Source organism: Aeromonas sp. HMWF015 (assembly GCF_963878965.1).
GTDB classification, from domain to species: domain Bacteria; phylum Pseudomonadota; class Gammaproteobacteria; order Enterobacterales; family Aeromonadaceae; genus Aeromonas; species Aeromonas veronii.
This window is the reverse complement of sequence record NZ_CAWNZT010000264.1, coordinates 77,103-90,584: the sequence shown is the minus strand read 5'-3', so window position 1 is coordinate 90,584 and position 13,482 is coordinate 77,103. Positions and strand designations below refer to the sequence as shown.

The 13,482-nt window shown below is 62.3% G+C and carries 9 protein-coding genes; 2 read left to right on the top strand and 7 right to left on the bottom strand.

The genetic code is table 11. The features are described 5' to 3' along the window. The 7 genes from AACS18_RS14080 to AACS18_RS14050 all read right to left on the bottom strand — a co-directional run. Window positions 1–1,476, bottom strand: a 1,476-nt coding sequence (locus AACS18_RS14080) for an ABC transporter permease (RefSeq protein WP_181363452.1), incomplete at its 3' end; no start/stop codon positions are given. A 77-nt stretch (window positions 1,477–1,553) separates the two neighbouring features. Further along, complete coding sequence (locus AACS18_RS14075; RefSeq protein WP_181363451.1) at window positions 1,554–2,753, bottom strand: ABC transporter substrate-binding protein; 1,200 nt, start codon at window positions 2,751–2,753, stop codon at window positions 1,554–1,556. A 17-nt stretch (window positions 2,754–2,770) separates the two neighbouring features. Continuing rightward, complete coding sequence (locus tag AACS18_RS14070; protein ID WP_108614421.1) at window positions 2,771–4,924, bottom strand: FAD-dependent oxidoreductase; 2,154 nt, start codon at window positions 4,922–4,924, stop codon at window positions 2,771–2,773. Then, complete coding sequence (locus tag AACS18_RS14065) at window positions 4,924–5,505, bottom strand: carboxymuconolactone decarboxylase family protein (protein ID WP_021231092.1); 582 nt, start codon at window positions 5,503–5,505, stop codon at window positions 4,924–4,926. The genes AACS18_RS14070 and AACS18_RS14065 overlap by 1 nt, the downstream gene beginning before the upstream one ends. 25 nt (window positions 5,506–5,530) lie before the next feature. Beyond that, window positions 5,531–6,205, bottom strand: coding sequence for a DUF1499 domain-containing protein (locus tag AACS18_RS14060; protein ID WP_108614420.1), 675 nt, complete (start codon window positions 6,203–6,205; stop codon window positions 5,531–5,533). Window positions 6,206–6,384: 179 nt separating this feature from the next. Beyond that, the gene (locus AACS18_RS14055; RefSeq protein WP_005334269.1) at window positions 6,385–6,663 is read right to left on the bottom strand and encodes a peptidylprolyl isomerase; all 279 of its coding nucleotides are present in this window, start codon (window positions 6,661–6,663) and stop codon (window positions 6,385–6,387) included. Between the two features lie 123 nt (window positions 6,664–6,786). Beyond that, complete coding sequence (locus tag AACS18_RS14050) at window positions 6,787–7,161, bottom strand: hypothetical protein (protein ID WP_108614419.1); 375 nt, start codon at window positions 7,159–7,161, stop codon at window positions 6,787–6,789. Window positions 7,162–7,676: 515 nt separating this feature from the next. Between AACS18_RS14050 and tamA the strand changes: the two genes are divergently transcribed. Continuing rightward, a complete protein-coding gene (gene tamA / locus AACS18_RS14045) occupies window positions 7,677–9,452 on the top strand; it encodes an autotransporter assembly complex protein TamA (protein WP_108614418.1) in 1,776 nt (591 codons plus the stop codon). A 61-nt stretch (window positions 9,453–9,513) separates the two neighbouring features. Continuing rightward, window positions 9,514–13,314, top strand: coding sequence for an autotransporter assembly complex protein TamB (gene tamB / locus AACS18_RS14040; protein ID WP_108614417.1), 3,801 nt, complete (start codon window positions 9,514–9,516; stop codon window positions 13,312–13,314). Window positions 13,315–13,482 lie beyond the last annotated feature (168 nt).

Here is a 13,482-nt window from a genome sequence, read left to right as displayed (position 1 = left end):
GGTGACCACTCTGCCTGCCCCAAACAGCAGGGTCGGCAGATATTGGGCCAGGCTGACTGCCGCCCCGACGCCGAAGGCAAACAGCAGCGGGCGCGCCAGCAGCGGCGCTTTGACCTGCCACCAGGCTCGCCATGGCGTCGCCCCCAGCAGCAGGGCGCTCTGGGTAAGTCGCGGGTCGAACTGGCGATAGGGGCCGTGCAGGCACAAATAGACATAGGGAAAGACAAACAGCAGCTGGCTCCAGAGCACCCAGCCCCAGCCAATGCCGCTGCTTATCGAGTCATGTGCAAGCCAATCCAACCCGAGCCGGATGCCAAACAGCAGGCTCGCCTGCGGCAGCAACAGCGGCAGGCAGATAAGCCAGAGCGGCCAGGGGCGGTGCCCCGCTTGCGCCTCCAGACTCAGCACCGCCATCATCAGCGCCAGCAAGCTGCTTGCCAGTGCCAACAGGGCGCTGGTTGCCAGCAGCGGCAGCAGGGTTGGCAGCAGATCCAGCCAGTAGTGACCGCTCCATTGACTGGGCCAGAGTGCGGGAAAGGGCCAGCGGCGCGCCAGCGACCAGAGCAGCAGGGCGGCCAGTACCGCCAGATTGAGGGTGATCAGGGTGAATGCAAAGCTTGCTGCGAGCCGGTTGGCAAAGGGATGGGACGCAGCACGTTTGCCATCGAGCCAGTAGCCTTTGCCCACCTCTTGATGAAGCCACTCCAGTAATCTGAGCATGGCAATGAGCAGCGCCGTGATGGCGAGCAGCAGCAGGGCGCCGCTGGCGGTGGCGCCACGCCAGAGCAGATCCGGGTCCTGATACCAGAGCCACAACCGCACCGCCAGTGGGGCGGGGGCATCGGGCCCGAGCAGCTGGGCGAGATCCACCACCGCCACTCCGTAGGCCGCCACCGCATAGATGGGCAGGCGCAGGGCAGGCCAGAGGGCGGGCAGCAGCAGGCGCCACCAGGTCTGGGGGGCGCTGAAGCCAAGGCTTGCCCCCAGCCACTGCTGGCGTGCCAGCTGGATGGGTTGCTGTGCGGCCATCGCCATCAGCAGCAAAAAGGGGGTCTCCTTGAAAACGAGCAGTGCAATCAGCCCGAGCCCCCAAGGGTCGCGAATGGTCTGCCAGTCGGGGGGGAGATCAAACCCGGTCAGCGCTGGCGAGACGAGCCGCAGCAGCCAACCGGAGGGGGCGAGCAAAAAGGCAAAACCGATGGCAAAGGCGACGTGGGGCATGGCCAGCATCGGCGAGAGCAGACGACGGAGCAACCCGAAAGCCCGGCTGTCGCTGTGGGCCAGCAGCAGGGCGGTCAACAGCAGGCTGCCAAGGGTTGAGGCGGCGCCAATCCACAGGCTCAGTGCTGCTGAGTGCCAAAGACTGGGTTGGGCCAGCAGCAAGGCGAGATGAAAGGCGGCCATCCCCTCCGCCAGCAGTTGCCACAGTCCCGCCAGCAATGGGATGACGAAGATCGCCAGATAAATGACCGCCATCCCCGCACTCATACTGGGGTGGCGTGTCAACCGGCGCCACGGTCGGGAGCGGGAAAGCGGGTGACCAGCGGCACTCATCAGTGACCGTAACGCTCGGCCCAGGCTGCTTCCAGCTTGAGCTGCCAGCTGGGGTGAGGCTCGGCCACTGCTTTGAAGCGTAGTGCCGGTTGCCCCTTGGCTGAATCAGGCAGGGTATCGGCCCGCAGCACGCTGGGATCACCCCAGAAGGCCGGATTGGCCTTGCGCGCCTGCGCCGCCGGGCTCAGCAGGAAGTTGGCCACCACCTTGGCACCCGCACGGGCACTGGCGTTAAAGGGGATGGCGAGAAAATGGCTGTTGGTGAGCGCCCCTTTCTCCATGGCGACGGCTTCCACGCTGGGGGGCAGGGCGCCAATCTGGGCGGCGCTCTGCGCCTCCTGCGGATTGAAGCTGATGGCCATGGCCAGTTCGCCATCATCGAGTAACTGGCGGGTTTCGGCGGCGCTGGTGGGGAACAGTTTGCCCTTGCGCCAGAGTGCCGGATGCAGCTCATCGAGCCAGGCCCAGAGCGGGGCGGTGAGTTGGGTAAACTCGGTATCGGTCGCCTCCCGATAGAGGGGGGCGGGGTCTGGCGTCAACTCCAGCAGGATCTGCTTGAGAAAGCTGGAGCCATGGAACTGGGGCGGCTTGGGGTAGGTGAAGCGGCCGGGATGGGCCTTGGCCCACGCCAGCAGGGCTGCTGCCGAGGTGGGCGCTCTGGCGACCTCTTCGGTGTCGACCATCAGATTGAGCTGGCCGATGCCCCAGGGGGCTTCCAGCCCTTCCACCGGCAGGGTGAAGTCCTCACTCACCGGCAGGGTGCTGTCTACCAGCGCCATGTTGGGTAGCTCGGCGGTAAAGGGAGCGCCGAGCAGCCCCTGCTCCTTGAGCGCCTTGAAGTTCTCGCCGTTGACCCAGAGCAGATCGATGGGGCCGCCAGCTTGCTTGCTCGCCTGCTTGTTGGCCAGCAACTGGCTGACGCTCTGGGCAATGTCATCCACCTTCACCTGCACCAGTTTGACCTGATAGTCGCGCGCCAGCTCCTGCCCGGCCCACACCAGATAGGCGTTGATCTCCGGGCTGCCGCCCCAGGCGTTGAAGTAGACGGTCTGCCCCTTCGCCTCCTCAAGGGTCCGTTGCCAGTTATCGTCTGGGTTGGCCGCCAACAGCGGGCCGCTGGCCAGCAGGGGCAGGGCGCACAGCAGCGCATTTAGCCGCGGTTTGAGCTGTGAGTTGAGTTGTGAGAATGGCTTGAGCATAAATGTTTCCCTGATTGTCAGGCGCCACGGCGCCAGCGGTGATAACGGGCCAGCAACGCCAGCACCCGGGTGGGCTGGTGGGCCCGTTTCCATTCACCTGCCACGTATTTGTTCCCCTCCATCAGGGTGGGATAGGCGTGAATGGTGCCGAGGATCTTGCCAAGGCCGAGGCGGTGACGCATGGCGAGCACGAACTCGGCGATCCGCTCACCGGCGTGAGTGCCCACTATGGTGGCGCCAAGGATAGTATCCTTGCCCGGCACGGTCAGCACCTCGACAAAACCGCGGCGCTCCCCATCGGCGATGGCGCGATCCAGCTCGGCCAGCTCGAAGCGGGTCGCCTCGAAGGGAATCCCCTGCGCTTCGGCTTCCTTGCGATTGAGGCCGACCCGGGCAATCTCCGGCGTGGTGTAGGTGGCCGCCGGAATAACCCGATAGTCGGCCCGAAAGCGCTTGAACTGGCCAAACAGGGCATTGACTGCCGCATACCAGGCCTGATGGGCGGCAAAGTGGGTGAACTGGTAAGGGCCCGCTACGTCTCCCACTGCCAGTATGCTGGGGAAGTTGGTGGCAAGAAAACCATCGACCGCAATGTTGCCACGGGGGGCAAGCTCGACCCCCAACGCTTCGAGCCCGAAGCCGCTCACATTGGCGACCCGACCCAGTGCCAGCAGCAGTTGATCCCCTTCAACCACTTGTGTCTCATCGCCTCGGCGCAGTTGCAGCCGGATGGGGAGAGCCCCCTCGGCTGCGGGCAGATAGTCGGCTCGCTCGGCGCGCCAGCTGGTGAGTAGCCGCACGCCATCGCGGCTCATCTGCCCTGCCAGGGCGTCGGCTACCTCTCTATCTTCGCGGGGCAGCAGTTGCTCCGAGAGTTCCACCAAGGTCACGGGAATGCCGAGCAGGGCGAAGCTCTGGGCCAGCTCGCAGCCGATAGGGCCACCGCCCAGCACCAGCAGGCGGCGCGGCGGGGTGCGCAGCTGCCAGAGGCTATCCGAGGTAAGGAAAGGCACCTGATCCAGCCCCGGCAGCTTGGGCACCAGCGGCCGGGCGCCGGTGGCGATGACGATATGGCGGCTGGCGAGGCGCTGGCCATTGACTTCTACCTCCCAGGGGGAGACCAGCCGCGCCTCTCCTTCGATGCACTCCACCCCAAGCCCCTGATAGCGCTCGATGGAATCGTGTGGCTCGACCTCCTTGATAACCTCAGCCACCCGCTCCATCACGGCGGCAAAATCGGCACGGGAGTGGCTTGGGCTAAAGCCCAGCTCGTCGGCTTTACGCTGCTCTGCGGCAAAGCGGGCGCTTCGGATCAATGCCTTGGAGGGGACACAGCCGCTGTTGAGGCAATCGCCCCCCATCTTGTGCTTCTCGATGAGCGCCACCTTGGCCTTCACCGCTGCTGCGATATAGCTGGTAACCAGCCCACCTGCACCGGCACCGATCACCAGCAGGTTATAGTCGTAGCGAGCGGGTTGACGGTAGGGGGCGAGCAGGCGCCGCTGGGCGAAGTGCGTGGTCAATTTCTTGACCAGCCAGGGCATCAGCCCCAGCAGGGTCAGCGCGACCATCAGGCCGGGGGAGAGGATATTGCCGGTGCTGGTTAACTGGCCAAGCTCGCTGCCCGCCAGCACATAGACGAAGGTGCCGGGCAGCATGCCAAGCTGGCTGACCCAGTAGTAGGTGCTGACTCTGATGGGGGTGAGCCCCATCAGCAGATTGACCAGAAAGAAGGGGAAGATGGGAATGAGGCGCAGGCTAAGCAGATAGAAGGCCCCCTCCTTCGCCATGCCGGACTGAAAGGTGGCCAGCTTGTCGCCAAAGCGCTGCTCGACCCAGTCGCGCAGCAAGAAGCGGGCGCTGAGAAAGGCGAGGGTCGCGCCTAGGGTGCTGGCGAAGGAGACCAGCAGCAGTCCCCAGGCGACACCAAACACCGCGCTGCCACCCAGGGTGAGCAAGCTGGCGCCGGGCAGGGAGAGGGCGGTGCTTAGCACATAGATAAGCACGAACAGCAGGATGGCCGAAACAAAGTGGCTGTCGACCCATTGCGCCACTGCCGCCTGCTGGGCCTGCAAGGCGTCCAGAGTGAGGTAACGGCCAAGATCGAGAGCAAAAAAGGCGCCGATAAGGCTCCCCATCACCAGTGCAAGCAGCAGGCGGGTCCGGTTCATCAGGCGTCCTTGCTGTCTGGCTGGGCAGGGCGTTCCGGTTGCACCGGCAGTTGGCAGAAGCCCTGCGGCGCGATATCGAGGGCCGCGTTGAACTTGGCCGACATGTTCTGGAAGGCGATAAGACCGGTCAGTTCCACCATGGCATCGTCGTCGAACCAGGGCTTGAGGCGGGCAGCCTGCTCATCGCTCACCCCATCCAGCCCGGTCATCGCCTCGGTATAGTCGAGCACCGCTTTTTCCCGCTCGTCAAACAAGGGGCTTTCGCGCCAGTTGGCCAGCGCCTCCACCTTCTCGCTTGAACCTGCTCTCTTTACCAGGGTCATGGCGTTGATGTCGACGCAAAAACGACACCAGTTGAGCTGTGAGACCCGCACCGTCACCAGAGAGCGCAGCACGGGATCGATGGGGGAGCGCTTGCGGTTGATGACCCCATAGAGGGTGGCGACGGCGGCAAAGAGGCGCGGCGAGCGGCCCCAGCACTTGCCCGGAATAAGCACCTGACCATAGTTGCGCTTTTGCAGCCAGAAAAAGGGGCGGATAAACCAGGCATATTCCCGGTCGGGTTTGACCTCAACGCGCATCAGTTACCTTCTTGTTGTTTCACACTTACGGTTTCAAATTGGGTTTGTAGGCCTGACCAAGGCGCTCGTTCAGGCGGATCAGGAAATCCTCGATCCGCGCCCGGTTGGTGCCCAGATCGCTTTGCCCCTGACGGGAGGCTGATCGCATATCGATGCGGGTCTCTTTGGGGCCGGCAAAGACCCGCAGCGCCACATCATCCTGAAAGCCGAACCAGCCGGTGGTAACCACTGCATCCAGACCATCCGGGCTGGGTCGTACCTGCCAGCCCAGCTCCTGCATCAGCTCCTTAGCCTCGATGACCACCTCTTCGGGGGCGGTATGGGTAAAGAGAGGACCGGGATTTCTTCCAAATGCTTTCAGCGGGGCGTTATTAATTGGCAGATCTTGCGCTGTTCTGAGCTCTGCCGCCCAGCGTAGCTGGGGGGGATTGTAGGGATCTGTGCTCACATCGTTGATCAGCGGCATGCGCAGCGCCTGTGCCACAAATGTCAGGGGCAGCAGTAGCGGCAAGGCGCCAAGGCCGCTGGCGTAGCGGTTGCGGCTCCAGGGCAGGCGTACCAGCAAGATCAGGGAGACAAGGGCTCCGATGAGACAGATCGCAAAACCGATCCACCAGGGCCAGAGATGAAAGCGGCTGCCGAGGGCGCCAGCGAGCGGGAGTAACCAGGCCAGCAGGGGCCACAAGCAAGAGCGGGGCATAGCACGGGATCCATCGTCGAATGTGGACAATGCCGAGAAGGATAAACTTAATTGCCTGATAACGTTAGTAAATTGATGAGAGTTTGGCGTGGTTTTGGTCAGTTTTGCGAGGGAGATGCAGAGGTCGGTGAAGCCCGCCTGACGGGAGCTTCACCGAGAAAATGGTCAGTTGCGATGGTTTAATTGCGATAGAGCACTTTGATCAGGTGAAAGCCGAACTTGGTGCGCACTGGCCCCAGCACCTTGAGCAGTTCGCCCTTGAAGACGGCATCGTCGAAGGGCTTGACCATATCCCCTTTGTTGAACTCCCCCAGATCGCCGCTGCGTTTTGCAGAAGCGCAGGTGGAGAAGCGCTTGGCCATCTGGCCGAAGTCGGCTCCCTTCTCGATCTTCTCCTTGATCTCCAGACACTGTTTTTCGGTCTTGACCAGAATGTGCTGGGCACAGGCTTTTTTCATCGGGGCGCTCCTGGGAGTGATGGCGAAGGTTGTTAACGCCAAGGGTGGTAGCAAATCGGGGCGCAAGAGTACCCCAATTTTCCACTGGCGTCAGCCATCACAGCCCGCCCTTTATCGGTCGTATTATTGGCGATCGCGGGTGGCCAGCATGGCGCGGGGACGCGCTTGCCAGATGATCTCCAGCCCGAGCAGGGCGTAGAGGCTCCAGATGGCCAGCGGATTGAGCCACTCTCCCCCCAGTTGCAGGGTCATCAGGGCGCAACCTGCCAGCAGCAAGGTGATGCCCGGCAGCCGCCAGTGGACGGGCAGGGGGGCCAGCATCGCCATCGCCAGCAGAATGCCGAGGCCAAACGGCAGGTTCAGGGCGGTAAAGGCCAGTGCCTGCTGGCCACTCATGCCGGTCAGCAGGGCCAGCAGGGCGCTGCAACAGGCGAGAAAGGTGATGAACTCGAGACGATCGGCAATATAGTCAGCCATCTGTTCGCTACGTGCATGCATGATGTGTCTCCTTCAGTTGATGGTTCAAGTGTGAGGGAGGAGCGCTTGCAAAGGCAGCGGGATAATTCGATTGCGCTGAACGAGCAATTCTTAATCATCCGCTACGGCTGGCCTTGGCGTGTGCTGGGCCTGTTAAACAGTGAGGGTGGGGCGATGCCGACAAACTCTGTCGTGGTGGGTTTCTGGTGGTAATGATAGGGGGGAAAGGTGACAAAGGCGGCCTGACGACGAAGTGAGCCTTATTCAGGGCAGGTCAATTCGCTTCCATCGGGAAAGCGGGCGTCGTCATTGTCACCAAAATGTGTGATTTGTGGTCAACCTCTTAAAAGATATGGCGAATTTGCCAGTGGCGCCGCGCTGTCGCTGGCCGATGCCTATGTTAGGATAAGGTTCGCCATTTTTCTGGCGCGCATTTTTGTGTCACGGCCATGCACGGCATGGCGTGCTGCGCCGTATTCGGGGTGGGCCCGAAAAGGTGCTGGTTTCCTTCACCACAGATTCAGGAATATTGACCTTTGACAGGATGCATTTCATCCCTGCTGGCAGGGCGTTCACTGTCCGGCCCTGTGTTTCGCCGCGGCCTGCGGCTACTGGGGGTGGGGCTGTTGCTGTCGCTGCTGGCCTCACCCGCGTTTGCCGCCAAGCTCACCTATCAGGTCAAGGGGTTGAAAGGGGAGAACAAGGATAACGTCGAAGCCTATCTCAATGCCCTGCCGGTCTATCAGGAGCGGCAATACCGCCCGGCCCGCGCCAAAATCACCGAGAGCGTGCAAAAGGCGCTGCAGGTTTATGGCTACTACCAGCCGAAAATCACCCTGAGTCGCGACAAGAAAACCCCGTCCAAAGTAGTGATTGAGGTGGACAAGGGGGAGCCGGTCATCGTCTCCCGCCTCGATATTCTGCTGGAGGGGGATGCGGGCAGCGACGAGCTTTACAGCGCCCTGCTGGACAAGTTGCCCCTCAAAGAGGGCGAGCCTCTCAACCACGCCAAATATGAATCCATCAAGGCGGATCTGGGCAGCCTCGGGCTGGCCCGCGGTTACTTTGATGCCAAGCTGAGCAAGAGTCAGGTCAAGGTGTTCCCGGACAAGGGGACGGCAGAGATCTTTATTCTGTTCGAATCGGGCCATCGCTACCGTTTTGGCGAGATCCGCTACGATGCCACCCCCGAAGCGCTTCACCTTATTCGCCCGCTTATCAACATCAAGAGCGGCGACCCCTATCTCGCCATCCGTCTGGCCGAGATGTCGCAGGATGTCTCCTCCACCAAGCTGTTCCGTCAGGTCGATATCAAGCCGGTATTGAGCGAGGCGAGCAACTATCGGGTGCCCATTGCGGTGACGCTGGATAACCGGGTCGATCACGAAATCGAGACAGGTATCGGTTACGCCACCGACGTAGGCCCGCGGATGAGTGCCACCTGGGAGAAGCCCTGGGTCAACCGCTACGGCCACCGCCTGTTTGCCACCGCCAAGGTGTCGGCGCCGGAGGCAGAGCTCAGCTTCGACTATCAGATCCCGGTGGGCAACCCGCTGCGGGACTACTACTCCATCCAGACCGGCTACCAGTACAAGGACAACAACGATACCCGCTCCGATCTCACTACCATCGGTGTGCACCGCTGGACGCGACGGCCGGAGAGCTGGGATCGGGACGTCTTTATCCGGCTGGAGAACGAGATCTATACCCAGGGCGCCGACGAGGGGAACAGCTTGCTGCTGATCCCCGGGGTCTCTTGGTCCCGACTGCGGGTGCGCGGCACTCTGGTGCCTGATTGGGGGGATCGCCAGCAGTTGACGTTGGAGTTCTCCGACCCCAGATGGGGCTCTGACATCAGCTTTATGCGGGTGTGGGGGCGCAGCAAGTGGCTGCGAACTCTTGGCGATAACCATAGATTCCTGATGCGGGCCGAGCAGGGGGCCATTATAGGTGACAGCTTCTCGCTGGTGCCGCCGTCTTTGCGCTTCTTTACCGGTGGCGATCAGACGGTGCGCGGCTTTGGTTACGAGAGCATCTCCCCCACCGGGCCGGATGGCAAGCTGACCGGTGGTCGTTACACCAGCGTGGCCAGTCTGGAATACAACTACCGCTTCAGCGAGAAGTGGCTGGGGGCCATGTTTGTGGATGGCGGCACCTCCACCACCGATTACAGCGAACCCTGGAAAATAGGTACCGGCGTCGGTGTACGCTGGGTCACCCCCATCGGTCAGGTCAGGTTGGATCTGGCGGTCGGGGTATCGGAAGAGGACAAGCCCTTGCGGCTGCATTTCGCATTGGGGCCTGAATTATGATGTTGTCTAAACGCTTTTTTCTTTGGCCGCTGCGGCTGTATCTTGCGCGGGGGTCTGCATTGTGATCTGGCTAAAACGCATTTTTCTTTGGCTGATGGGGCTGGTGTTCCTGCTGCTCATCGGTGTCAGCCTGCTGGGCTTTACCCATCAGGGCAACAAGTGGTTGTGGCAACAGGCCAAGGGGGCGCTGCCTTCTCTCAAGGGGGAGCTGGTGGCCGGTCAGCTTGGTTATGGCTGGACCCTGGAAGGGGCCGGCTGGCAGGATGAGCTGGTTGATGTCACGGTGGATCGCGCCGTGCTCGATTGGGATCTCGGCAAGTTGCTGCAGGGCAAGCTCTGGATAAAATCCCTGGCGGTGACCCATCCGGTGGTCAAGGTAGCCGACTCCGAGCCCGCACCGGAAGAGCCTTCCGAACCCTTTGTCTGGCGCCCGCTGCCACTCAAGATCCAGGTCGACAGCCTCAAGGTGGCCGATCTCGATCTGGCGGTGCCCGGCGTGGCCGTGACCCTGGGGTCCCTCGATATCGGCGCCACCCTCAATCGCAAGGGGCTGATTGTACGCGGCCCGGTGCTCGATAACCTGACGGTGATGCTGGATGACGTGGCACCCGCCAGCGCAGCCAAATCAGCCAAGCAGCCGGCCGCTAACGAGAAGCAAGCCGGTGCTGCGGTGGCGCGCAACGACAAGGCCAGCGCCAAGACCCCCAAACAGGGCAAAGGGGCGCCAGCTGCGAACACGGCAAAGGCAGCCCCCATTCTCCTGCCCGCCATTCACCTTCCTTTCCCCATCCAGCTGGAAGGGGTCAGCGCGACCCGGGTGCAATATAAGCAGGGCGAGCTGATTGAAGGGCTCGACAAGCTGCTGCTGTCGGCCACTGCTGCCGACGATCGCATCGAGGTGCGCGAGCTCTCGCTGCGCCACACCATGGCCGATCTGGCGCTCAAGGGCCATATCCAGCTCAGTGACGACTACCCGCTGGCGGTGACGCTGGGTGCCAAGGCCCGCAAGGGGCTGCTGGATGGCGAGCTGCAAGGGGAGCAGGCCACGCTGGCGCTGAGCGGTTCGGTCGGCAAGCTGGGGTTGGCGTTGTCGGCCAAGGGGCCGGTTGCCGCCAATCTCAAGGGCTCGCTGGCCGCGCTCGACCCGGATCTCCCTTTTGATCTGGCCCTCGACTGGAAGAGCCTCGGTTGGCCTCTTCACAAGCCAGCCAAAGATGAGCCGAGCTATCGGCTGGACAAAGGGAGCCTGACTGCCAAGGGCAAGCTCTCCGGCTATCAGTTTGCCCTCAATACCTCCGGCAAGGGGACCGATGTGCCCCCCTTCAAGCTTGCGCTGGACGGGAAGGGGGATCTGGAGCGGCTCAGCAAGATAGCCTTGCAGCTCAACGCCCTAAAGGGGGAGCTCAAACTCGATGGCAAACTCGCCTGGAACAAGGGGATCGAGTGGCAGGGGACCACCCTGTTCAAGGGGATCAATCCGGCCGAGCTGTTGCCTGAGCTGAAAGGGACGCTGGCCGGTGAGCTGGAGAGCCGTTTCGTGATGAACGAAGCGGGCCACTGGGAGCTGAAACTGCCCAAGCTCAAGGTGGATGGCAAGCTCAACCAGTACCCGCTGGCCCTCAAGGGGGAGCTCAGCGGCAACGACAAGATGGAGTGGCAGATCCCGGCGCTCTCGCTGCAAAGTGGCCCCAACCAGTTGCAGGCCAAGGGCAGTATCAGCAGCGCCCAGTGGAAGCTCGATGCCAACCTGCAGGCTCCCCAGCTGGGGGGCATTTATCCCGGCCTGAAAGGGGATATCAAGGGACAGGTGAAGGTCAGTGGCAATCAGCAGACGCCAAAAATCGATGCGGATCTGGCCTCCGACCGGCTCTACTATGCCGGTACCGACCTGAAGGGTATTAGCCTCAAGGGCAATGCGGTGATCGGCGCCAAACCGGCCGGTGAGCTCGCGTTGTTGGTGGCGCAGTTGAAACAGGGCGAAACCAAGCTCAGCCAGCTTGCCCTGAACCTCAGCGGCGACCTCAATCAGCACCTGTTGACCCTGACCATGAAGGGTGACCCTGTTGCGGCCAACCTCAAACTGGGTGGCGGCGTGCGGGGGGATCACTGGCGCGGGGCGCTTTCCGAGTTGCAGCTGAAAACCCCGCTGCGCCGTTGGGACTTGAACTCCCCCTGGGCACTGGATCTCGATCTGCCGCGTCAGCGGCTGGCGATGGGGGATCTCTGCCTCGGTTCCCAGGGGGCCAGCCTCTGCGTCAAGGGGAGTCAGGTCTCCGCTGCCCAAGGTACCCTGGAGTTTGCCCTGAGCGAGTTTGATCTCAAGCGGCTACGCCCCTGGTTGCCGGACAACTTCCGCTGGCAGGCGATGCTCTCGGCCGATGGGCGTGCCAGCTGGCGTGGCAATCAGCCTACCTTGCATGCGGTGGTGCGTACCACGCCGGGCACTTTTGTGGCCGATGGCCTCAAGACCGACTATCAGCAGCTGGCTCTGGCCCTTGATTTCGAGCGGCAGCAGGCGGCCATTCGCCTCGATTTTGCCTCCAAGCAGATCGGCAATATCGATACCGACCTGCTGATCAAGGAGCCCGCCGGTCGCGGTCTGCTCGGTGGTCAGCTCAAGTTTGACGATCTCAAGCTCAATACCTTTGCGCCGCTCATCCCTGAGGTGCGCTCCCTGCAAGGGATCATCTCCGCCGATGCCCGTTTCGACGGTACCCTGGCGGCGCCCCTGCTGTTTGGCCAGCTCAACCTGCGTGACGGTGAAGTGCAGACCCACTCCGATATGGTGACCCTGACCAAGCTGGTGACCCGCCTCAAGATCGAGGGCAACCGCGCCGAGCTCGATGGCTCCATGCTGGTGGGCAAGGGACCGCTGGCGTTGGGCGGCTGGCTCAGCTGGGCCAAGATGCCGGTCAGCGGCAGCCTCACCATTCAGGGCAAGGATCTGGAGGCGCAATATCCGGGCATGGGGCGGGTCAGAGTCTCGCCCGATATCGCGGTGTCGCTGGGGGAGGAGACCCGGATTACCGGTCAGGTGGATATTCCCTGGGCGCGCATTCTGGTCAAGAGTCTGCCGGATTCGGCGGTGGCGGTCTCAGATGATGTGACTGTGGTCTATGACGATCTGCCCCCTGCTCCCAAGCAGGCAAGTCTGCCGCTGGCGATGAAGGTGGCGATCCGCCTTGGCAACGATGTGAAGCTTGATGCCATGGGGCTGAAGACCGATGTCTCCGGCGGTCTCAATATCCGTCAGGATCCCGAGAAGCCGCTGGCAGGCAACGGCCAGCTGGTGCTGACCAACGGCCGCTTCAAGGCCTACGGTCAGAACCTCATCATCAAGGAGGGGCGGATCCTCTTCTCCGGTCCGCTGGATCGGCCGTTCCTCAACATCGAGGCCAACCGGGATCCCGATACCATCGAGGGTCAGGTGACGGTCGGGGTGCGGGTGACTGGCCCTGCGAGCAAGCCTGAAATCACTGTCTACTCCGAACCGCAGATGGCGCAGTCGGAACAGCTCTCCTATCTGCTGCGTGGCAAAGGGTTGCAGACTGGCGGTGAGGATGGCGGTTTCAACGGTCTGCTGGTGGCCGGAGCGGTGAGTCAGGCGAATGGCGTGGTGTCGAGCATCGGCGAGTCGCTGGGGATGAGTGATGTCTCTCTCGATACCGCGGGCAGTGGCGACAACACCCAGGTGACGCTGTCGGCCTATCTGCTGCCGGGTTTGCAGTTCCAGTACGGGGTCGGGGTTTTCAGCCCCATCGCCGAGTTCAAGCTGCGCTACGAGGTATTGCCAAGGCTCTATCTGCAAGCGATGAGCGGGGTGGCTCAGGCGGTCGATATCTTCTATCGCTTTACTCTGTAACGCTTCATCCCGTAACAGGGCTGATATGAACGTAAACGGGAGGCGCAGACCTCCCGTTTTTTATTGCGCGATCGGCTGCAGGCAAACAGCGATAAGGGGCTGGAGGGCAGAGAAATAATGGATTGGGCAGACCAGAAATGCGAAAACCCGGCGGCAGGCCGGGTTTTC